This is a genomic window from Litchfieldella qijiaojingensis (assembly GCF_014651875.1).
GTDB classification, from domain to species: Bacteria; Pseudomonadota; Gammaproteobacteria; order Pseudomonadales; family Halomonadaceae; genus Litchfieldella; species Litchfieldella qijiaojingensis.
The window spans coordinates 67233-87479 of the sequence record NZ_BMXS01000012.1; the positions used below are offsets into that span (position 1 = coordinate 67233).

General features: G+C 60.2%; 18 protein-coding genes. 1 reads left to right on the forward strand and 17 read right to left on the reverse strand.

The window, feature by feature from the left end:
- Nucleotides 1-13 precede the first annotated feature (13 nt).
- The 12 genes from IE093_RS12475 to kdgD (IE093_RS12530) form a co-directional block, all read right to left on the reverse strand.
- Nucleotides 14-1294 (reverse strand): TRAP transporter large permease, encoded by a 1281-nt coding sequence (locus tag IE093_RS12475; RefSeq protein WP_189469670.1) that lies wholly within the window; start codon nucleotides 1292-1294, stop codon nucleotides 14-16.
- Nucleotides 1295-1296: 2 nt separating this feature from the next.
- A complete protein-coding gene (locus IE093_RS12480; RefSeq protein WP_189469672.1) occupies nucleotides 1297-1839 on the reverse strand; it encodes a TRAP transporter small permease in 543 nt (180 codons plus the stop codon).
- A gap of 60 nt (nucleotides 1840-1899) precedes the next feature.
- Nucleotides 1900-2895 carry a TRAP transporter substrate-binding protein gene (locus IE093_RS12485; protein ID WP_189469673.1) on the reverse strand — a complete coding sequence of 332 codons (996 nt, stop codon included), beginning with the start codon at nucleotides 2893-2895 and terminating at the stop codon, nucleotides 1900-1902.
- A 35-nt stretch (nucleotides 2896-2930) separates the two neighbouring features.
- On the reverse strand, nucleotides 2931-3848 hold the full coding sequence (kdgD, locus tag IE093_RS12490; protein ID WP_189469675.1) for a 5-dehydro-4-deoxyglucarate dehydratase: 918 nt from the start codon (nucleotides 3846-3848) through the stop codon (nucleotides 2931-2933).
- Nucleotides 3849-4191: 343 nt separating this feature from the next.
- Nucleotides 4192-5769, reverse strand: coding sequence for an aldehyde dehydrogenase (NADP(+)) (locus IE093_RS12495; RefSeq protein ID WP_189469677.1), 1578 nt, complete (start codon nucleotides 5767-5769; stop codon nucleotides 4192-4194).
- A 24-nt stretch (nucleotides 5770-5793) separates the two neighbouring features.
- On the reverse strand, nucleotides 5794-6531 hold the full coding sequence (locus IE093_RS12500; RefSeq protein WP_229803533.1) for a FadR/GntR family transcriptional regulator: 738 nt from the start codon (nucleotides 6529-6531) through the stop codon (nucleotides 5794-5796).
- 77 nt (nucleotides 6532-6608) lie between these two features.
- Nucleotides 6609-7934: an enolase C-terminal domain-like protein gene (locus IE093_RS12505; RefSeq protein ID WP_189469681.1), complete on the reverse strand. Its 1326-nt coding sequence runs from the start codon at nucleotides 7932-7934 to the stop codon at nucleotides 6609-6611.
- A 64-nt stretch (nucleotides 7935-7998) separates the two neighbouring features.
- Nucleotides 7999-9561 (reverse strand): galactarate dehydratase, encoded by a 1563-nt coding sequence (gene garD / locus IE093_RS12510; protein WP_189469683.1) that lies wholly within the window; start codon nucleotides 9559-9561, stop codon nucleotides 7999-8001.
- The gene (locus tag IE093_RS12515; protein WP_189469685.1) at nucleotides 9558-11105 is read right to left on the reverse strand and encodes a tripartite tricarboxylate transporter permease; all 1548 of its coding nucleotides are present in this window, start codon (nucleotides 11103-11105) and stop codon (nucleotides 9558-9560) included. Before IE093_RS12515 ends, garD begins: the two co-directional genes overlap by 4 nt.
- Before the next feature lie 17 nt (nucleotides 11106-11122).
- Nucleotides 11123-11566: a tripartite tricarboxylate transporter TctB family protein gene (locus IE093_RS12520; protein ID WP_189469687.1), complete on the reverse strand. Its 444-nt coding sequence runs from the start codon at nucleotides 11564-11566 to the stop codon at nucleotides 11123-11125.
- 107 nt (nucleotides 11567-11673) lie between these two features.
- Nucleotides 11674-12726, reverse strand: coding sequence for a type 2 periplasmic-binding domain-containing protein (locus tag IE093_RS12525; RefSeq protein WP_189469688.1), 1053 nt, complete (start codon nucleotides 12724-12726; stop codon nucleotides 11674-11676).
- Nucleotides 12727-12754: 28 nt separating this feature from the next.
- Nucleotides 12755-13672 carry a 5-dehydro-4-deoxyglucarate dehydratase gene (kdgD, locus tag IE093_RS12530; RefSeq protein ID WP_189469690.1) on the reverse strand — a complete coding sequence of 306 codons (918 nt, stop codon included), beginning with the start codon at nucleotides 13670-13672 and terminating at the stop codon, nucleotides 12755-12757.
- 331 nt (nucleotides 13673-14003) lie between these two features.
- On the opposite strand from kdgD (IE093_RS12530), the gene IE093_RS12535 reads away from it, so the two are divergent.
- Nucleotides 14004-14951: an AEC family transporter gene (locus IE093_RS12535; protein ID WP_189469812.1), complete on the forward strand. Its 948-nt coding sequence runs from the start codon at nucleotides 14004-14006 to the stop codon at nucleotides 14949-14951.
- 8 nt (nucleotides 14952-14959) lie between these two features.
- On the opposite strand, the gene IE093_RS12540 is transcribed toward IE093_RS12535, so the two are convergent.
- From IE093_RS12540 to IE093_RS12560, 5 genes are all read right to left on the reverse strand, one after another.
- The gene (locus tag IE093_RS12540; protein WP_189469692.1) at nucleotides 14960-15268 is read right to left on the reverse strand and encodes an antibiotic biosynthesis monooxygenase family protein; all 309 of its coding nucleotides are present in this window, start codon (nucleotides 15266-15268) and stop codon (nucleotides 14960-14962) included.
- Nucleotides 15269-15280: 12 nt separating this feature from the next.
- Nucleotides 15281-15769 carry a phosphohistidine phosphatase SixA gene (sixA, locus tag IE093_RS12545; protein WP_189469694.1) on the reverse strand — a complete coding sequence of 163 codons (489 nt, stop codon included), beginning with the start codon at nucleotides 15767-15769 and terminating at the stop codon, nucleotides 15281-15283.
- Complete coding sequence (locus IE093_RS12550; RefSeq protein WP_189469696.1) at nucleotides 15762-16829, reverse strand: NAD(P)H-dependent glycerol-3-phosphate dehydrogenase; 1068 nt, start codon at nucleotides 16827-16829, stop codon at nucleotides 15762-15764. Before IE093_RS12550 ends, sixA begins: the two co-directional genes overlap by 8 nt.
- A 113-nt stretch (nucleotides 16830-16942) precedes the next feature.
- Nucleotides 16943-18385, reverse strand: a complete 1443-nt coding sequence (locus IE093_RS12555; RefSeq protein ID WP_189469698.1) for an NAD(P)(+) transhydrogenase (Re/Si-specific) subunit beta — start codon at nucleotides 18383-18385, stop codon at nucleotides 16943-16945.
- A 16-nt stretch (nucleotides 18386-18401) separates the two neighbouring features.
- A complete protein-coding gene (locus tag IE093_RS12560; protein ID WP_189469699.1) occupies nucleotides 18402-19973 on the reverse strand; it encodes a Re/Si-specific NAD(P)(+) transhydrogenase subunit alpha in 1572 nt (523 codons plus the stop codon).
- Between the last annotated feature and the right edge of the window lie 274 nt (nucleotides 19974-20247).

The following is a 20247-nucleotide window of genomic DNA, read 5'->3' on the forward strand; positions in this document are numbered from 1 at the left end:
CGAAGCATGACTCTCATTTGAAAAAACCAGGCAACGTCATCGACACGGCAGGTACATAGGTCACCAGCATCAACGCAACGAAAAGCGCCAGGTAGAAAGGCCAGATGGTACGCACGGCCTGCTCGATCTTGATCTCTCCGATGACGCAACCGACGAACAGACAGGCGCCCACAGGAGGAGTGCACAACCCCAGCCCCAGGTTCATCATCATGATGATGCCGAACTGAATGGGATCCATACCGAACTGCATGGCGACCGGCAGAAAGATTGGCGTGCAGATCAGGATGAGGGCAGCCATGTCCATGATCATGCCAAGTCCCAACAGCAGTATATTAAGGAGAAGGAAAATGACGATGGGGTTATCCGATAACGCCAAGAGCGAGTCGGTCAGCATTTGCGGCACGTTATACAGCGCCAGAAGATAGGAGAACGCCGAGGCACAACCTACCAGGATCATGACCAGCGCCGTTGTCCTTACCGATTGCAAGACCGCAGCCTTGAACGATTCCCACCGTAGTTCACGATAAACCAGGGCCGTGATGACGATGGCGTAGATGGCACCGAATGCGCCCGACTCAGTTACGGTGAGTATGCCGGACAGCACCCCGCCGACGATGATGACAGCCGTCATCAAGCCCGGCAGCGCACCGGCCAGGCTGATGATGAGGACATCCCACCCTGGAAAGGTTTCGCCTTTATAGCCACGCCGCACAGCAACCAGATAGGCCGCTATGGCCAGCGTCAGGCACATGAGGATGCCTGGAACGATACCGGCGATGAACAATTGGGTTACCGAGATCCCGCCACCCGCAGCAACTGCATAGAGAATCATATTATGGCTGGGCGGGATGACGACGCCGGCTACGGATGACGTCACCGTGACATTGACCGCATAGTCGGCATCATAGCCCTTCTCTTTCATGACGGGCACCAGGATGGAACCAAGCGCCGAGGTATCCGCCACGGCAGACCCTGAAATGCCACCGAACAGCATGGATGAGCTAACGTTGACGATGCCGAGGCCCCCCCTCAACTTGCCAACGGCGGCAGACGCCAGGCGAACCAGGCGAGTGGAGATACCGCCATGAAGCATCAACTCGCCGGCAAAGATGAAAAACGGTATGGCAAGCAGGGAAAACACGGAGATGCCTGACAAGATCCGTTGAAAGGCAACGAAGAGTGGCAGACCTTCGTAAAGGAAGGCACCCACCGCGGCCAGTCCTACCGCAAATGCCACCGGGGCACCTGCCAGCAGGCCCAGGAAGAATAGTCCGAAAAGAATTGCCAGGCCCATGCTCAGACGTCCTCTTGACGATTCGCACCAAGGATACGCGCCACGATATTGGCGACAGCGAATACCACGATCAAACCTCCACAAATGACAAGAGGTGCTGCTCGCCAACTCTCCGAAAGCCCAATCATGGGTATGGCCCTTTCCAGGTTAGTGGTGACCAAGCCCCACCCTTGATACGTCATGAAACCACCGAATGCGACGACGAAGATATCGGCGATGTAGCGAAAAATCGTTTTGAAAGGGTTCGGCATTCCCTCACGAACGAAATCGATACTGAGATGAGTATTGCCCCTCACCCCCGCTGCAGCACCCAAACATGTGATATATACCACTATCAGAAGGGACGCCTGCTCTACCCAAGTCGGCGTGTTATTCAATGCATAACGTCCAAATACCAACCAGCCAAAAATCGCAATAAGAAAGACAAGCAGTACTCCAGCCGACGCCAGGCAAAGACTGGCAATGCCATCCAGAATGCGACCAATCTTTTTTTGCAAAGGGGGAAGGTTCACAATTGCCTCTGATGAGTCACAGTAAGCTCTCACGGCACACTCCTTCTCCCCTCTCGGCAGCTCACACCACCGAGAGGGGCTTCACGTCAGAGGTCAGTTTGAAGCTTTGATGTCGTCAATGAGTGATTCCAGCTCAGGATTCTCCGCAATGAACTCGGCATAGACTGGCTGCATCTTGTCCTGGAACGTCGACTTGTCTGCTATCTCATTGATCTCAACACCGGCATCCAAGACGATCTGCCGACTTTCTCTGGAACCATCAACCCACAACTGACGCTGCATCTCCGATGCCTTGATGGCCTCCTCGCGCACGATCTCCTGATCTTCCGGTGAGAGTGCTTCCCAACTCGACTTGGCTACACAGAGACATTCAGGAATGATGAGGTGCTCTGTCAATGAATAGTATTGGGATACTTCATAGTGATTGCTTGACTGAAAAGATGGATAGTTGTTTTCAGCACCATCGATGACGCCTGTCTTCAATGACTGATAGACCTCGCCATAAGCCATGGGGGTGGCATTCCCGCCAAGTGCCTCGATCATATTGACGTACAGGTCATTGTTCATGACACGAACCTTTAATCCCTCAACGTCTTCCGGAGAGTTGATGGGGTGACTCGTGTTATAAAGGCTGCGAGCACCGGAATCGAACCAGGACAATGCAATCAAGTTTTTCTCAGCCAGGGCATCGGCAAAGCGCTGTCCGACTTCACCATCCATGACCTCATGCATATGCTCAACGTTATTGAAGATGAAAGGCAAGGACAATACATTGGTTTCTTTCACGATGGGCCCCATGGGCCCCATATTGAAGTTGGCGAAATCAAGCGCACCATTGCGGGTCTGTTCGATAGCATCCGGCTGCGAACCGAGCACGCCGTTGTTGTAGACTTGGGGATGCACACGCCCTTCCGTTCTTTCGGAAACGCTCTCGGCAAACGATTCGAGGGCGATAGTATTCGGGTATCCAGGTGGATGGATATTCCAGCCCCGCCAGTTATCGGCTTGAACCGGAAGCGACATGACAACCATGGCACCAGATACAGCAGTTACACAAACCGTTTGATTCACAAGCTTTTTTATTTGCATGATGTGTTTCCTCATTGGTTTGGTTTGATTTTGACTTATAATTGTTCAGCAATACCTACCAGTCTCTCCAATTGGCTTCTCTCCTCGGAAGTCGGCATCGATAACGGCGCCCGAACACTACCCGCCGGTCTGCCGATGATCTCCGCCCCTGCCTTGATCAGGCTAACGGCATAGCCCCGCTTCCGATCCCTGAGGTCCACGAAGGGAATGAAAAAGTCTTGAGTGATTTTCTTCACGACCTCCTTGTTACCCTTACGCAGTTCCTTGTAGAACTTCACTGCCATCTCCGGCACGAAGTTGAACACTGCCGATGAGTAAGTATTGACCCCGATGGAAAGATACGCCTCGGCAAAAATCTCCGCCGTCGGCACACCGCCGATATACACCAGGCGATCACCCACGGTCTTGACGATCCTGTTCAGGGCCTGGATATCGCCCTTGCCGTCCTTGAGCCCGATCAGGTTCGGGCAACTCTCGGCAAGCTGCTGGACCGACTCGGCAGTCAAGAGCCCATTGGCGCGGTTGTAATAGATGACATTGAGCGAGGTGGCGTCGCAGATTTGGCGCGCATACTCGACCAGACCATCCTGCGGGCATTCGGTTAGGTATGGTGGCATCAACAGGATGCCGTCGGCACCTGCCTCTTCGGCGACCATGGCGAAGGCCTTGCCGCTCTCGACGCTCATGCCGGCGCTGGCGATCACCGGCAATCTGCCAGCAACGGCCTCCACCGCCACGTTGACGATCTCACGGTATTCGTCGAGAGACAGGTTGAAGAACTCGCCAGTACCGCCGGCAACGAATACCGCGGAAATGTCGTGACTGACAAACCACTCCAGCCGGCGACGATAGCTGTCTCGATCGAACCGTCCGGACTCGTCGAAATCCGTGATGGGGAAGGAAAGCAGCCCATCGCCCAGGGCCTGCTTGACGTCTTCTCTGGAAAACTTCACCCGATCGTCCTCTTGTTTATGTTGTTTAGTTGATCGTCTGAAGGACTGCATTCAACCTACCAAATGGCAGGGTCATGACGCTTCAGCCCAGAACAGCAGATATCGTCATACATCATACAAGCTAGTAACCTCCCAAACGAAGGGCAAGGGAGACAATAGTCTAAATAGACCAAAGTTTATATACGTGACGTTAATGTGAATAGAAGTGAAATATCCGACTCGCACGGACAATTATGCGACACTCCGTTACTTCACTGATTGAAATAATGGGTCGGGTCAGAATAAAAAAGGAAGCCCTGCGAACAGGACTTCCCCAACAAGAAATGCTGCGATCAATATCAGATCAATTCTTGCGCTGACCGTCCACCAGGCGACTCACGCCCAGCGGGTTGCCATCCTGCAACGCCTCGGGCAGCAGCCCCGCCGGCAGGTTCTGGTAGCACACCGGGCGCAGGAAGCGCTGGATGGCGGCACTGCCCACCGAGGTGGTGCGGCTGTCTGCCGTGGCCGGGTAGGGGCCACCGTGGACCATGGCGTGACACACCTCGACACCGGTGGGCCAGCCGTTGGTCAGCACCCGGCCGGCCTTGAGTTCGAGCGTCGGCAGCAGCGCCCTGGCGGTGTCCAGGTCACCGTCGTCCATCTGTAGGGTGGCAGTCAGTTGCCCCTCGAGGGACTCGGCGACGCGTTGCATCTCCGCCCCATCGGCACACTCGATGACCAGCGCGCTGGCGCCGAACACCTCTGCCTGCAAGGCGTCGTCCGTCAGGAAATCGGCAGCGCTGGCCGCGAACAGCCCGGCCTGGCACTGGTGGGGCCCCTCACCAACCTGGCCGCGGGCCACCTCGCGCACCTTGGCATGACCGGCCAGCGCGCCGACGCCGTCCTCGTAGGCGCCGTGGATGCCTGGGGTGAGCATGGTCTGGGCGGCACTGGCCGCGACGGCCTCGCCGGCGGCGGCGAGGAAGGCGTCCAGCGCCTCGCCCTTGACGCCGAGCACCAGCCCGGGGTTGGTGCAGAACTGCCCGGCGCCCATATTGAGCGAGGCGACGAAGCCCTCGGCGATCTCCTTGCCGCGCGCCTGGAGCGCTGCCGGCAGCAGGAATACCGGGTTGATCGAGCTCATCTCGGCGTAGACCGGTATCGGCTGGGGTCGCGCCTGGGCGGTGGCCATCAGCGCCTGGCCACCTCGCCGCGAACCGGTGAAGCCCACCGCCTGGATGCGCGGGTCGGCGACCAGCGCCTGGCCGATCTCGTTGCCCGAGCCGAACAGCAGCGAGAAGACGCCCTCGGGCAGGCCGCACTTGGCCACCGCGGCCTGCACCGCACGACCCACCAGCTCGGAGGTGCCGGGGTGGGCGGAGTGGGCCTTGACCACCACCGGGCAGCCGGCGGCCAGCGCCGAGGCGGTGTCACCGCCGGCCACGGAAAACGCCAGCGGGAAGTTGCTGGCGCCGAACACCGCCACCGGGCCGAGGGCGATGTGGCGCTGGCGCAGGTCGACGCGCGGCATCGGCGCCCGCTCGGGCAGCGCCGGGTCGATCCGCACGTCGAGCCATTCGCCGGCGCGTACCACGGACGCGAACAGGCGCAACTGGCCGCAGGTGCGACCGCGCTCGCCCTCGAGTCGCGCACGGGGCAGGCCGGTTTCGGCCATGGCGCGCTCGATCAGGTCGTCGCCGATGGCCTCGATCTCGGCGGCGATGTCCTCGAGGAAGGCCGCGCGGTCATCGAGTGAGCTCTCGCGATAGGTAGCGTAGGCCACCTCGGCGAGCTGGCAGGCCCGGGCGACCGCGTCGCGGTCCAGGCCCGGGTACTCCGGGGCCAGGACCTCGCCGCTAGCCGGGTCGATGGCGCGGATGACGGCCTGGTCGCCGATGACGGCCTGCTGGCCGATCAGGGAAGTACCTTGTGGGGTCATGCTGTCTCCCTTGGTTTGCCTGGTTCAGTTTTCCTGATACTGCGCGTACATGTTCCGGGCCCGGTTGAGGTGCTGGAACATGGTCTCTCTGGCCGCCTCCCCATCTCGCGACAGGATCGCCTCGAGGATATAGGCATGCTCCTCCTGGACCCGCGCGAGGTAACGCTCCGAGGCGGCCGGGTTGATATCGATGCTGAGCAGCTTGGCGCGGGGGATCACGTTCTGGTTCAACTGCTCGTAGAAACTCTTGAAGAACGGGTTCTTGGTCGCCTTGGCGATGGCGAAATGGAACTCGTAGTCTTCGACACGGGCTTGCGACTTCTCGACATGCGCCTGGATGAAGGCAGCATGCCTGGCCTCCATCTCTTCGCGGTCGCCTTCATCATGACGCAATGCAGCCAACTCGGCGGCGGCAGGCTCGAGGGTCAAGCGCAGCTCGAGGACATGCAGGATATCTTCCACTGTGGTCGGGTTGATCCGCTCCGCCGGCCTAGCCTCGATCGTCGTCGAGCGCAACACCGTGGTACCGACACCACGCCGGGTTTCGACCAACCCCAATGACTTGAGGTGGGTGATGGCTTCACGGATCACGGTGCGGCTGACACCGAAGGAGTCGCACAGGCTGCTTTCCGTCGGCACCTTAGAGCCAACGGGAATTTTCCCTTGAGTGATCAAGGCTTCCAACTGGTCAGCCACATGCAGGGAAAGGCTTCCCTGTCGCGGCACCTTGTGCACATCGAGCTGTGCGATGTCCGATGTCATATTCGTGTCCTTAGCCATAAAATCGAGTCCTGACCAAAAGTATGACTTTTAGTCTAGCCAAGCGCATCACCACCAAGCTAGCGCGCCAACGTCGGCCGCTTGGGATCGAACTCCCAGCCGGGAATCAGGTACTGCATGGCCATGGCATCGTTGCGCTGAGTCACATCAAGGCTCTGATAGAGACTGTGCGCCTCCACCAGCTTCTTTTCATCGAGCTCGACCCCCAGACCGGGTGCCGTCGGCACCTTCAACTTGCCATCGCGAATCTGGAATGGCTCCTTGGTGATGCGTTGGCCATCCTGCCAGATCCAGTGCGTATCGATCGCTGTGATCTCGCCGGGACATGCGGCCGCCACATGCGTCATCATGGCCAGCGAGATGTCAAAGTGGTTGTTGCTGTGCGAGCCCCAGGTCATGTCCCACTCGTTGCACAGCTCGCCGACCATCACAGCGCCCTGCATGGTCCAGAAGTGGCAGTCCGCCAGCGGGATGTCCACGGCGTTGAGCTGTACCGCATACTGCAGCTGCTTGAAGTCGGTGGCGATCATGTTGGTCGCAGTCGGTAGCCCAGTGCGCTTCTTGAACTCGGCCATGGTCTCGCGGCCCGAATAGCTCTCCTCCTGACCGCAGGGGTCCTCGGCATAGCTCAGCAGGTCACGGATCGGCGTCAGCACACGCACCGCCTCGTCGAGCTTCCAGGCACCATTGGGATCCAGGGTCAGACGGGCTTCGGGAAAGGCTTCGTGCAAGGCGCGAACGCAGTCGGCTTCCTCCTCGCCGCGCAGCACCCCGCCCTTGAGCTTGAAGTCCTTGAAGCCATAACGCTCGTAGGCCGCCTTGGCGAGGTTGGCCACTGCCTCGGGAGTCAAAGCCTCACGACAGCGCACCTCATCCCAAGCATCTTTTGGATCGTCGGCCTTGGGATACGGCAGGTCCGTCTTGCCCGGGTCGCCGAGCAGGAACAGGTAGCCCAGGGCTTCCACCTCATCCCGCTGGCGGCCGTACTGGCCCAGCAGGTCGGCTACCGGCATCTGCAGCGCCTTGCCAAAGAGATCGAACAGGGCCGACTCGAGGCCGGTGATCACATGCACCGCCACGCGCAGGTCGAAGGTCTGGCGACCGCGTTCTTCCCGGCCGTTGCGGGCAAGCACTTGGCGGGCACGGTTCAAGGTCTGCTTGATGTCGTTGACCTGAGACCCTTCAACCAGGGAGCGGCACTGCTCCAATCCTTTCAGAATGCCATCGCTCGATGGAATTTCGCCAACGCCCTTGTTGCCGGCATCATCCTCGAGGATCACCACGCAACGGATGAACCAGGGTGCGTGACCGCCACTGAGGTTGAGGAGAAAACTGTCATAACCGGCTACCGGTACTACCTTCATTGATTTGACTTTGGGAAACATGCGATACCTTTTCGATCGATTTACGAATCGTTTCTATTCCAGTGACGAATCTGTTACCGAGAACTCAGGTAATCGGTGCCGGATTGAATAGCACCAGGTCATTGTGTATCCCGAGCTTGTCGGCAGCGACCTGCTTTCGACCGCTCGCCACATCCAGAATCATGTGGAAGAGTTCCCATCCGATATCTTCGATGGTCGCCTCGCCAGAGGCGATGCGGCCGGCATCCAGATCGATGATGTCGTGCCAGCGCTGCCCGAGAGTCGAATTGGTGGACACCTTGATGACGGGAATCATCGGCAAGCCGTAGGGTGTCCCACGACCAGTCGTGAACACCTGAAGGTTCATCCCCGCAGCGGCCTGGAGTGTGCCACAGACGAAATCGCTCGCCGGGGTCGCGGCAAAGGTCAAGCCTCTCTTGCGAACCCGTTCGCCAGGCCCGATCACGTCAACTATGGGACTATTTCCGGATTTGATGACCGACCCCAGAGCCTTCTCGACGACGTTGCTGAGCCCACCACGCTTGTTACCCGGAGAAGGATTGGCACTGCGATCCGCTTGTCCCTGTTCCAGATAGCGGTCATACCATTCCATTTCACGGATCAACGCCTTGCCGACTGACTCATCGACAGCTCGTGGCGTCAACAGATGGATGGCATCACGCACTTCGGTCACTTCCGAGAACATCACGCTGCCACCCGCTCGCACGATGAGATCGGTGGCAAACCCCACCGCAGGGTTGGCCGTGACGCCGGAGAAAGCATCACTACCCCCACACTGCATCCCCACCACCAGTTCGGAGGCCGGGCATGTCTCACGCTGGCGCCGGTTGAGCCGCTCAAGGTGCCGCTCGGCCATGGCCATGATCCCCTCGACCATCTCGCCAAAGCCTTGGAAGGATTCGTCCTGCAGGCTCAGCACGTTGGCATCGGGGTCCGCGGCTTCGGTGTTCTCGTAGATCTTCACTGGCCGATCGTCGAGCAGGGTCGAGGGTTGCAACTTCTCGCATCCCAGACCGATGACCATCACCTCGTCGCCGAAATTAGGATTGAGGGCAATGTTCTTCAGCGTGCGAATCGGCACGATGGCCGCCGGCGCATTGATGGCGACCCCGCAACCGTAGGTGTGGTTGAGGCCCACCACGTCGTCGACATTGGGATAGCGCGGAAGCAGCTCGCGCTTGATCCGTTGCACCACATAGTCCACCGTGCCGGCCACGCACTGCACGCTGGTGGTGATACCGAGAACATTCTTCGTGCCGACACTGCCATCCGGATTACGGAAGCCTTCGAAGGTATAGCCTTCGAGCGCCTCGACTTCGGGTACAGGACGTATCGCGAGCGGCAGATCGCTCAAGGTTGGCGCCTGCGGCAGGCGCACCTTGGTTTCATCGACATGTTCACCCCGCGAGATCGCAACCACGGCAGTGCCGATGACTTCACCGTAACGAACGATGGGGTCATCCACCCGGATATCCGTCAGGGCCACCTTGTGTCCCTGGGGGATAGCTCCGGTCAGAACGAGGCCGTCATCCAAGGTGGTGCCTTCCGCGAGTCCCCCCTGCTCGACGACGATAGCCACGTTGTCATTCGCATGCACTTTGATAACCCGACTTCTGGACTGGCTCATGACAACTCCTTCTTATCCAATCGGCTTGCCGAGCGATCGGTTGTAAATTCCTGAGAGTGCCGGGCACGGGACTTCAGCCCCATGACGATGGAAAACACGACAGAGGCCAGGATCAACAACCACAGGACGATGGCGATCGGGCTCTTGGTGAAGAAGATCGAGAGAGTGCCGAAAGACTCGAGGCTCTTGACGAAGTAGACCTCGGCCTGACTGCCCAGGATGAAGCCGATGATCAGCGGCGCCACCTCCAGGCCGATCTTCTGGATCAGGTAGCCGAGGATGCCGAAGATCAGCAGGGTCCAGACATCGAACATGATGCCGTAGTTGATGGCATAGGCCCCCACCACGCACATCATCACGATGATCGGATAGAGGATGTGCTTGGGCACCATCACCACCTTGGCGATATGCTTGATGGCATAGAACATCAGGAAGAACATCACGATGTTGGCGAACACCAGCGCCGTCATCATGATGTACCAGGTCTCGGAGTTCTCGGGGATGAATAGCGGCCCCACCTGAATGCCCTGGAGGGTGAAGGCCCCGATCAGCACGGCAGTCGTGGAGTCACCAGGGATCCCCAGGGAGAGTAGCGGAATCAGGGCGCCACCGGTCAGGGCATTGTTGGCCGACTCCGAGGCGACCAGGCCCTGAGGGGCTCCCTTGCCCATTTCGGAAGAGTCTCGGGACAGATTCTTCTCCTGGGTGTAGGCCAGCACCGAGGCGGCGCTGCCACCGACCCCCGGCAACATGCCGACGAAGGTCCCGATGAAGGACGAGCGCACCAGGTTGGTCAGGCGGCCCTTGAAGATCGAGAGCGAGAAACCGCCTCCTTTGCCGAACTTGATACGCTCGTTCGAAAGATCGCTCTTCACCCCCTTCTCGGCCTCGAGCAGGATGGTGGAGATGCCGAAGATGCCGATCAGCACCGGCAGCAGGGAGAAGCCCTCGAACAGGTAGGGCTCCATGAAGTCGAACATCAGGCGCGTCTTGCCGTTGCCGCCATCGGAGATGCTGTAGTCACCGATCAGGCTCAACCAGATGCCGATCACCCCGCTGAAGATACCGACCAGCATGCTACTCGACAGGGAGGCAATGACACTCAGGGCCAGCAGGATGATCAGGAACTTCTCCACGTAGGAGAACTTGATCGAGAAGTCAGCCAGCATGGGGGCGAACAGGAAGAGCACGGCGGCACTGATCAGCCCCCCAACGACGGAAGCGATGACACTGACCCGCAAGGCCTTCTCTCCTTCCCCCTTGCGGGCCATGGGATAGCCGTCGAAGGTGGTGGTGATCGAGGACGGCGTACCGGGAATGTTGAGCAGGACCGCCGGCACCATGCCGCCCGAAATGCCGCCCACGTAGAGGCCCAGCAGCAGTGCCAGGCCGTGGTGCAGGCCCAGGGCATAGGTCAGCGGCAGGCAGACCGCCACCGCCATGGTGGCGGTCATGCCGGGGATCGCGCCGAAGATGATGCCGATCAGGGCCCCGAATCCGGCGAGAAGAAAGAAGGTAATATCGAGAAGTGACAGGAATTCCATGGCGACACTCGCTTCGGTCACGGCAGGGTGATGTTGAACAGCTTGGCCAGGATGAACCAGGCCAGGCCGGGCGCGACGACGGCGTTGATCACCACGATGGTCACGGCCTTCTTCGTCCACTCATGCATGTACATCAGCGACATCAGCAGGACGAAGGCCATCGAGACGAACAGGAAGCCGTAGCCCGTATAGGGGAAGAGATTGCCCACCACCGCCATCAGGTAGAAATACGCCACGATCAGGACGAGGGTACCGAAGAAACGGAAAGCATCCATGGGCTCCCCCACGATGGGCAGGGTGCGCTCCCCCCGCTTCACCTCGGCCAGGAAGGGGACCACCTTCGTCACCAGGATCAAGACGAAAAGCCCCGCCATGATCCAGTGGATGATCGTCGGGAAGAACAGGTGGGAGGTCTCGAAATCTATCGAGACGCTGAGCAGACTTGACAGACCTGATTCCATAGCGGCTCCGGCATGGGCAGGAGGACATCCTGCCCATCATTGTTCTATAGCGATTCACACCATGTGGCGAGGACTCCGGCGGCATGGGCCACCGGTGCCCGGATCGCTTACTTGATGTTTTCGATGATGCCTTCGTAGCGAGACATCTTGTCGTACAGATACTCCGAGGCTTGCTCGGACGGCTTGAAGTTGGGGATGAAGAAGGAGTTCTTCTGGATCTCCTGGATCTCACCCTCGGCATAGATCTCGGTGAGGGCCTCGTCGATCTGCTCCACGATGGCCGGATCCATGTCCTTGTTGTAGAGGAAGAAGAATTCCTTATCGAAGGTGAAGGTCTCGTCCCCGCCCATGGTGACGGTCACGTTGGGCTCCACGAACTCCAACAGCTGCTCGCGGCTGGTCTGCCCCAGACCATTTTCCGGTGCCTGCTGGATGGTTCCCTGACGTGCCGTCAGCCACACGAAGCGCATCGCCTTCTGGTCGTCCTCCGACAGGCGGGTGTACTGCTCGTTGGCCTGCACGGTGCCGTTGATCACGTCGGCCTGACCGTCGAAGAGCTGCTGGTTCTTGTCCGACTGGGAGCCGGTGTTGACCGCGACCAGATTATCCTCCATCCCCGGATGCTCGATGGAAATAGCATTCTTCAGGGCACTGAAGCCGATCTCGGACACACCGCCGGGCTGGATCGCCACACGGACGGTCTCGCCGTCGCCCGCCGCCGCGATGATGTCGTCGAGGGTCTCGTACGGGGAGTCCTTGGGCACCAGGTAGGCATTACCCGGGTTGATGGCCACCGTCGGCCCAACGGTGTACTTCTCGAAGATATTGTCGTAACCCTGCACCCCATACAGGTAGCCCAGGTAGGACTGGTCGTGGAAGATCATCAGGGTGTTGCCGCGAGAATCGCGGTCCAGGGCACGGAAGGCAGCGCTGGCACCGACGGCATCGACCTTCATATTGAGATCGAGGTGCTCGGCCAGCTGGTCCACGACGATGCTCGAGTTCTGATAGGTGTCGCCACCTGTGGACGTGGAACCGATGACGACCCTGACGTTGCCTCTCAGGGGGCCATCCGCGGCTTGGGCCACACCAGCGCCAAAGGCCACTGACATCATCATGGCTGCCGAGCCCAGGCCTACGATAGTCTTGGGAAATTTCATTGGTGCCCTCTCGATTGTCTTTGTAGATTTACAGTTGCTTTGCAATGCCAACCAGCTTCTCGAGCTGCTGGCACTCTTCGGAAGTCGGCATGGTCAACGGCGCCCGAACACTGCCGGCCGGACGACCGATGATCTCGGCTCCTGCCTTGATCAAGCTGACGGCATACCCCTTCTTCCGATCCCTGAGATCCACGAAGGGAATGAAGAAGTCGTTGGTGATCTTCTTGACGACTTCGCTGTTACCCTTGCGCAGTTCCTTGTAGAAGGTCACGGCCATGTCGGGAACGAAGTTGAACACGGCCGATGAATAGGTGTTCACGCCAATGGAAAGATAGGCCTCGGCGAAGATCTCGGCGGTGGGTACGCCACCGATGTACACCAGGCGGTCGCCGACGGTCTTGATGATCTTGTTGAGTGCCTGGATATCGCCCTTGCCGTCCTTGAGCCCGATGAGGTTGGGGCACTGATCGGCGAGCCGCTGAACCGCCTCTGTCTCGAGAATGCCGTTGGCGCGATTGTAATAGATGACGTTGATGTCAGTGGCGTCACAGATCTGGCGGGCATAGTCCACCAGGCCATCCTGGGGGCATTCGGTCAGGTAAGGCGGCATCAGCAGGATGCCATCGGCACCCGCCTCCTCCGCCGCCTGGGCGAAGGCCTTGCCACTTTCAACGCTAAGGCCGGCGCTGGCGATCACCGGCAGCTTGCCGTCCACCGTCTCCACCGCCACGCGGACGATCTCGCGATACTCGTCCGACCCCAGATTGAAGAACTCGCCGGTGCCGCCGGCCACGAAGACCGCGGAGATATCGTGGCTGATGAACCACTCCAGGCGGCTGCAATAGCTTGCGGCGTCGAACCGGCCCTGCTCGTCGAAATCGGTGATCGGGAAGGACAGCAGCCCATCGCCCAGGGCGCGCCTCACTTCATCTCTGGAAAACTTCACCCGATGGTCCTCACATTGGTTGTCATACATCATACAAATGCCAAGCTAATAGATCGATGACTGACCGGCAAGGGCGAATGTGGTAGATTTCGACCAAAGTTGAGTTCATGCGTGACCATTGAACTATCCCATGCCCCTCCCCCGATGCACGGGAACAGGCTAAGCAATGCCTTTCGTAACCACCTGATCGCCAAGGAAGACATGACGTAATGCTCGCTCTTGGGCCCCACCGGAAAAATGCCTCCATCCACTGCCAGTCGATAAGAACCGGAGCAGCGCTCCACCCGAGCAGATACCGTCTCCCTGACGTTCGGGCGGAGATAGCTTGACGATGAGCTTGCTCGAGGTCTTTCTCGGTACCCTGGAAGTTACCCTGCCGGTCTTCGCCATGGTCTTCATCGGCATCGCCCTGAAGCGCGGCGGCTGGATCGACACGCATTTCGTCAATACGGCGTCGAATCTGGTATTCAAGGGCACCATGCCGGTGCTGATCTTCCTGAGCCTGATCAAGGCCGATATCGATACTGCCTTCAGTCCCTCTCTACTGGCATTCTTCGCCTTGGCCACGCTGGCAACCTTTCTGTTGAGCTGGGCCTGGGCCATCTGGCGAGTCCCTCATGAGGATCGTGGTGTCTACGTACAGGGGGCATTTCGCGGCAACTGCGGAATCGTCGGCCTGGCGCTGGCCGCCAGCATGTATGGAGAATACGGGTTGTCCGCCGGCGGGCTCCTCCTGGGGGTGGTGATTCTCAGCTATAACATTCTGTCGGTGGTGGTACTGTCAGCCTACCGCCCCGGTCGCAGCGCCAACTGGCGCAGCATCGTCAAACACATCGCCAGAAACCCGCTGATTCTCGCCGTCGTCATAGCCCTGCCGTTTGCCATCCTGGAAATCGGCATGCCGCAGTGGTTGATGACCTCGGGCGAATATTTCGCGTCACTGACCCTGCCCCTAGCCCTGATCTGCATTGGCGCGACCCTGTCGATCGGCGCCCTGCGCGAATCACACGACACGGCCATGGGGGCCAGCCTCATGAAGATGGTGACGCTACCGCTGCTGGCAACCGGCGCTGCCTGGCTGGTGGGATTCTCCGGGCGCGAACTGGGGCTACTGTTCCTGTATTTCTCCAGCCCCACGGCAGCCGCCAGCTTCGTGATGGTCAAGGCCATGGGCGGCAATGCCAAGCTGGCGGCCAACATCATCGCCATCAGCACGCTGCTGGCGAGCCTCACGGTTACGGCAGGAGTCTTTGCATTACGCGTGCTAGACCTGATCTAGGCTTTGCCTTAATCGCCTGAGCTGACGACGATTTCGAACTGCTCCAGCCCACCGCCCTCGGCGAAGGCCTCCTTGGGCATGGGATTGGCATGGGCGCGCTTGAAGTCGTCGCTGCCCACCCAGGCCCGGAAGGCGTCCTGGCTCTCCCACTCCGTCTCGACCACATAGGGTGCCTGATTGCCCAGCGGACGTAATACCCGCATGGCCCTGAAACCAGGCTGCTTGTCGATTTCGCCGGCGCGCGCCTTGAAGCGTGCCTCGAACTGCTCTTCGTAACCGGGTTGCACGTAGACACGGTTATTGACGATGAAACTCATCATGACTCCTGGTCAGGGAATACTGGCGGGGGTATGAAAACCGGTCAGCCTCGCGCAACCGGCCGCCCAGACATCGGCTTCCAGACAGGCGATCGCTGCCGTGGGAAAACCATGACGCGCACGTATGTCGCCCTCGACCAGCCGCCCTGTGAGTTCTCCCACCAAGGGCATGTGACTGACCAGCAACCAGGCAGCGCCCATGGCATGCGTCTGCAGCCAATCGATGATCGGTTCGATCGGTGCATCCGGCGTAATCAGCGGCAATGTCTCCACCTCGATGCCCAAGCGTTCGGCCATGATCGAGGCCGTCTGCCGCGCCCGGTGGTAGGGGCTGGCGGCCAGACGCAAGGGTGGGCGACCGGTGGTGAACCGTTCGGAAACGTATAACCAGGTCGCCATCCTGGCGACTTCTTGCGCACCATGCGGCGTCAGTTGCCGCTCGGGGTCGGGGCGCCCTGGGCCAGCTTCGCCATGGCGCATGATCCATAATTTTTCAGCCATTCCCCTTCTCCTCGAGCCGACGCGCCTGCTTGACGTCCTCACGCGAGAGAATGAATTCCACGTCACTGCTTTGCTCGCCCTGCATCAGCATCTTTGCCATCTGACGAGCCGGCACGCCGTTGAACAGCACTTGATGGAGCCCTTCCGCCAGCGGCATGTAGACACCGTCTTCGCGCGCCTTTTCGCGAACCAGCCGTACAGTGTCGACCCCCTCGGCAACCTGTCCCAAAGCGTCAACGGCTTCGTTCAGGTTTTTGCCCTGTCCAAGGGCATAGCCCACGCGGTAATTGCGCGACAGGTTGGACGAACAGGTAACGATCAGATCACCGACGCCGGCCAATCCCAGAAAGGTCATGGGGTTGGCACCCTGGTCAACGGCGAACCGGCTCATCTCGGCCAGCGCCCGGGTCATCAACATGCTACGGGTGTTCTCGCCCATGCCCAGCGCCGCGGCCATGCCGGCGGCAATGGCATAGATGTTCTTCAACGCCCCGCCCAGTTCAACGCCGTAACGGTCGTTACTGGCGTAGACACGAAAATAGTCGCAGCCCAGCGCCGTCTGCACCCTGGCCCGGGTCAGGGCATCATCGCTGGCAATGACGGTGGCGGTAAGCTGCTTGTCGGCGATCTCCGAGGCCAGGTTGGGGCCGGAAAGCACGCCGATGTGAGGAAAGCCGGTTTCCTCTTCGAGGATCTGGCTCATCAGTTTGAAGCCGTCTTCCTGGATCCCCTTGGTGGTACTGACCAGGATCTGATCGGCCTTCAGCCAGGGTCGCGCCTGGCGCACCACCCCCTGAAAGGCCTTTGAAGGGATCGCGATCAACACCAGCTCGGCCTCCTCGAGCACCTCGCGCATGTCATCCGACGCCACCACCGACGGGTTGATGGCGAAATCGGGAAGATAGCGCGAGTTGCGGTGGTCGCGATTGATTTCGGCCACCAAGGCGGCATCGCGCAACCACTGGCGAACCTCGGCACCGTTGTCGGCAGCGATGCTGGCCAGGGCGGTGCCAAAGCTGCCACCGCCCAGAACTGCTACCCTCAGGCGATCCTCAGACATGCTCAATCCCTAGCTGCAGTGTGATGTCGGTCATTGTAACGAAAAACGCCCCATGTCGGGGCGTTGTCAGGACCGGATCGCACCGGCCGCTCGCGGCCGATGCGAGATGTCGCTCACTCGATCGCCGGCACCAGGGAATCGATGCTCGTCCGAGCATCGCCGTAGAGCATCCGGCTGTTCTCCTTGAAGAACAGCGGATTCTCGATGCCGGAATAGCCGGTCCCCTGGCCGCGCTTGCAGACGAAGACCTGCTTGGCGTCCCAGACCCTGAGCACCGGCATGCCGGCGATCGGGCTGTTGGGGTCCTCCTGGGCGGCCGGATTGACGATGTCGTTGGCGCCGATGACGATCACCACATCGGTATTGGCGAAGTCATCGTTGATCTCGTCCATCTCCAGCACGATGTCGTAGGGCACCCGTGCCTCGGCCAGCAGTACGTTCATGTGCCCAGGCAGACGGCCGGCCACCGGGTGAATGCCGAAGCGTACCTGCTTGCCGGCGCTGCGCAGCTTGCGGGTCAGTTCGCTGACCGCGTTCTGTGCCTGGGCCACCGCCATGCCATAACCCGGCACGATGATCACGCTGTCGGCATCACTCAAGGCGCTGGCCACACCGGCGGTGTCGATGGCCACCTGCTCGCCCTCGATCTCTGCCGCCGGCCCCTTGCTGCCACCGAAGCCCCCCAGGATCACGTTGATGAAGTTACGGTTCATCGCCTTGCACATGATGTAGGAGAGGATGGCACCGGAGGAGCCCACCAGGGCGCCGGTGACGATCAACAGGTCGTTGGACAGGGTGAAGCCAATGGCCGCCGCCGCCCAACCGGAGTAGCTGTTGAGCATCGACACCACCACCGGCATGTCGGCGCCGCCGATGCCCATGATCAGGTGGTAGCCGATGAAGAGGGCCAGCAGCGACATCAACAACAGCGTCCAGAAGCCCGCGCTGTTGAGGTAGAGAATGGCCAGCAACAGCGACAACACCGCCGCGCCGGCATTCAGCATGTGACCACCCGGCAACTGACGGGGCTTGCCGTCCACCTTGCCGGCAAGCTTGCCGAAGGCGATCACCGAGCCGGTGAAGGTCACCGCCCCGATGAACACACCCAACACCACCTCGATCTGCAGGAACATCAGCTCCGCCGGGGTCTTGGTGGCCACCAGGGCAGCGAAGGCGGAGAAGCCTTCGGTCGAAGACTCCGCAAGCTGGGCGGCCAATACACGGCGCCGCTCCAGGTCGGCGTTCCAGCCCACGAACACCGCCGCCAGACCCACGAAGCTGTGCAGTGCCGCCACAAGCTGGGGCATCTCGGTCATGTCGACCTTCTTGGCGACATAGGCACCGATCACCGCACCGACGATCATCATCGGCACCATCCACCAGTAGCCGCCGATGCCAGGCCCCACTGCAGTGAAGGCCACAGCCACGGCCATGCCGACGATGCCGTACCACACCGCCCGCTTGGCCTTCTCCTGGTTGCTCAGCCCCCCCAACGAGAGGATGAACAGCACACTTGCCGCAATCGATGCGGCAGATACGAATCCTTGACCCAACATTTCGTGTCTCCGCCGCTCAGGATTTCTGGAACATGGCGAGCATCCGGCGTGTCACCTGGAAGCCCCCCACGATGTTGATGGAGGCAATCAGCACCGAGAGCGCTGACATCAGTATCACCAGGAAGCTGCCGGAACCGATCTGCAGGATCGCCCCGAGAATGATGATGCTGGAGATGGCGTTGGTCACTGCCATCAGCGGGGTGTGCAATGAGTGGCTCACCCCCCAGATCACCTGGAAGCCCACGAAACAGGCCAGGGCGAAGACGATGAAATGCTGCATGAAGGACACCGGCGCCACTTGGCCGAGCAGCAGCATCAGCAACCCACCTACACCCAGCATCGTCACCTGGCGCTTGGTCTGGGCCAGGAAGGCGGCATGCTCGGCGGCTCGCTTCTCTTCCGGCGTCGGCTCCTTGACCTTCGGCTTCGGCTTGGCGGAAGCGATGGCCTTGACCTTGGGTGGCGGCGGCGGGAAAGTGATCTCGCCCGCGTGGGTCACCGTGGCGCCACGGATGACATCGTCCTCCATGTCGTGGACGATCGCACCATCCTTCTCCGGCGTCAGGTCGTTGAGCATGTGGCGAACGTTGGTGGCATAAAGCAGCGACGCCTGGGTCGCCATGCGCGAGGGAAAGTCGGTATAGCCGATGACGATCACACCGTTGTCGCTGACCACCCGCTCATCGGGTACGGTGAGGTCGCAGTTACCGCCCTTCTCGGCAGCCAGGTCGACGATCACCGAACCGGGCTTCATGGCCTTGACCATGTCCTCGAGCCACAGCTTGGGCGCCGGCTTTCCCGGGATCAGGGCGGTGGTGATGACAATATCCACGTCCGGGGCCTGCTCGCGGAACAGCGCTAGTTGCTTCTCACGGAATTCGGGGCTCGACGGTGCCGCGTAGCCCCCAGTCTCCGCGCCGTCCTGGCTCTCGTCGAACTCGAGGAACAGGAACTCGGCGCCCATCGACTCGATCTGCTCGGCCACCTCGGGGCGCACATCGAAGGCGCGCACCACCGCGCCGAGGCTGGCGGCGGTACCGATGGCGGAAAGCCCCGCCACCCCGGCGCCGATCACCAGGACCTTGGCCGGCGGCACCTTGCCCGCAGCGGTCACCTGGCCGGTGAAGAAGCGCCCGAAATTGTTGCCCGCCTCGATCACTGCCCGATAACCGGCGATGTTGGCCATCGACGACAGCGCATCCATCTTCTGGGCGCGTGAAATTCGCGGCACCATGTCCATGGCGATGACCGTCGCCCCCTGGGCGCGGCACTTCTCGAGCAGCTCCTCGCTCTGGGCCGGCCAGAAGAAGGAAATCAACGTCTGGCCCTGACGCAGGAACCCGGCCTCTTCCTCGGAGGGCTCGCGTACCTTGATGACGACATCGGCTGCCTCCCAGAGGGCCTGAGCGCCGTCGACGACGGTGACCCCGGCCTCCCGATAGGCGTCGTCATCGAAGCCCGCGGCCTCACCGGCCCCTGCCTCGATCAGACATTCGTGTCCCAGCTTCTTGATATGTTGCGCGCTCTCCGGGGTCAGCGCGACACGCGCCTCGCCCCGAGCCGTCTCCTTGGGTGCTCCGATTTTCACAACCAGCCTCCCTTTTGGGATTGGCGACGCGCATCGCGACACATGGCCGCGACGCCACTCGTCAGCATCAATATCTTCTGCATTTCCCATTGCTCCTTGTTTCCCACAAATTTCGGGCAAAAAGGCGTCAGCTCGCGCCGTGGTTGTTCACGCCACTCTTCATGATCGTCCAGACAATGGACGACAGTTTTTTGATAAAACGCCAAAAACGCAAGTCTCTAAGCAAAAAAATCTTTCATAGACAGATACTTATGCTTTCCATAACATTCCCCTT

Excerpts from the sequence above, each read along its gene's own strand:
- IE093_RS12475 (WP_189469670.1), bottom strand. The coding sequence starts at position 1,294 with ATGGGCCTGGCAATTCTTTTCGGACTATTCTTCCTGGGCCTGCTGGCA.
- IE093_RS12485 (WP_189469673.1), bottom strand. The coding sequence starts at position 2,895 with ATGCAAATAAAAAAGCTTGTGAATCAAACGGTTTGTGTAACTGCTGTA.
- IE093_RS12495 (WP_189469677.1), bottom strand. The coding sequence starts at position 5,769 with ATGACCCCACAAGGTACTTCCCTGATCGGCCAGCAGGCCGTCATCGGC.
- IE093_RS12500 (WP_229803533.1), bottom strand. The coding sequence starts at position 6,531 with ATGACATCGGACATCGCACAGCTCGATGTGCACAAGGTGCCGCGACAG.
- IE093_RS12505 (WP_189469681.1), bottom strand. The coding sequence starts at position 7,934 with ATGTTTCCCAAAGTCAAATCAATGAAGGTAGTACCGGTAGCCGGTTAT.
- garD (WP_189469683.1), bottom strand. The coding sequence starts at position 9,561 with ATGAGCCAGTCCAGAAGTCGGGTTATCAAAGTGCATGCGAATGACAAC.
- IE093_RS12515 (WP_189469685.1), bottom strand. The coding sequence starts at position 11,105 with ATGGAATTCCTGTCACTTCTCGATATTACCTTCTTTCTTCTCGCCGGA.
- IE093_RS12520 (WP_189469687.1), bottom strand. The coding sequence starts at position 11,566 with ATGGAATCAGGTCTGTCAAGTCTGCTCAGCGTCTCGATAGATTTCGAG.
- IE093_RS12525 (WP_189469688.1), bottom strand. The coding sequence starts at position 12,726 with ATGAAATTTCCCAAGACTATCGTAGGCCTGGGCTCGGCAGCCATGATG.
- IE093_RS12535 (WP_189469812.1), top strand. The coding sequence starts at position 14,004 with ATGAGCTTGCTCGAGGTCTTTCTCGGTACCCTGGAAGTTACCCTGCCG.
- IE093_RS12540 (WP_189469692.1), bottom strand. The coding sequence starts at position 15,268 with ATGAGTTTCATCGTCAATAACCGTGTCTACGTGCAACCCGGTTACGAA.
- sixA (WP_189469694.1), bottom strand. The coding sequence starts at position 15,769 with ATGGCTGAAAAATTATGGATCATGCGCCATGGCGAAGCTGGCCCAGGG.
- IE093_RS12550 (WP_189469696.1), bottom strand. The coding sequence starts at position 16,829 with ATGTCTGAGGATCGCCTGAGGGTAGCAGTTCTGGGCGGTGGCAGCTTT.
- IE093_RS12555 (WP_189469698.1), bottom strand. The coding sequence starts at position 18,385 with ATGTTGGGTCAAGGATTCGTATCTGCCGCATCGATTGCGGCAAGTGTG.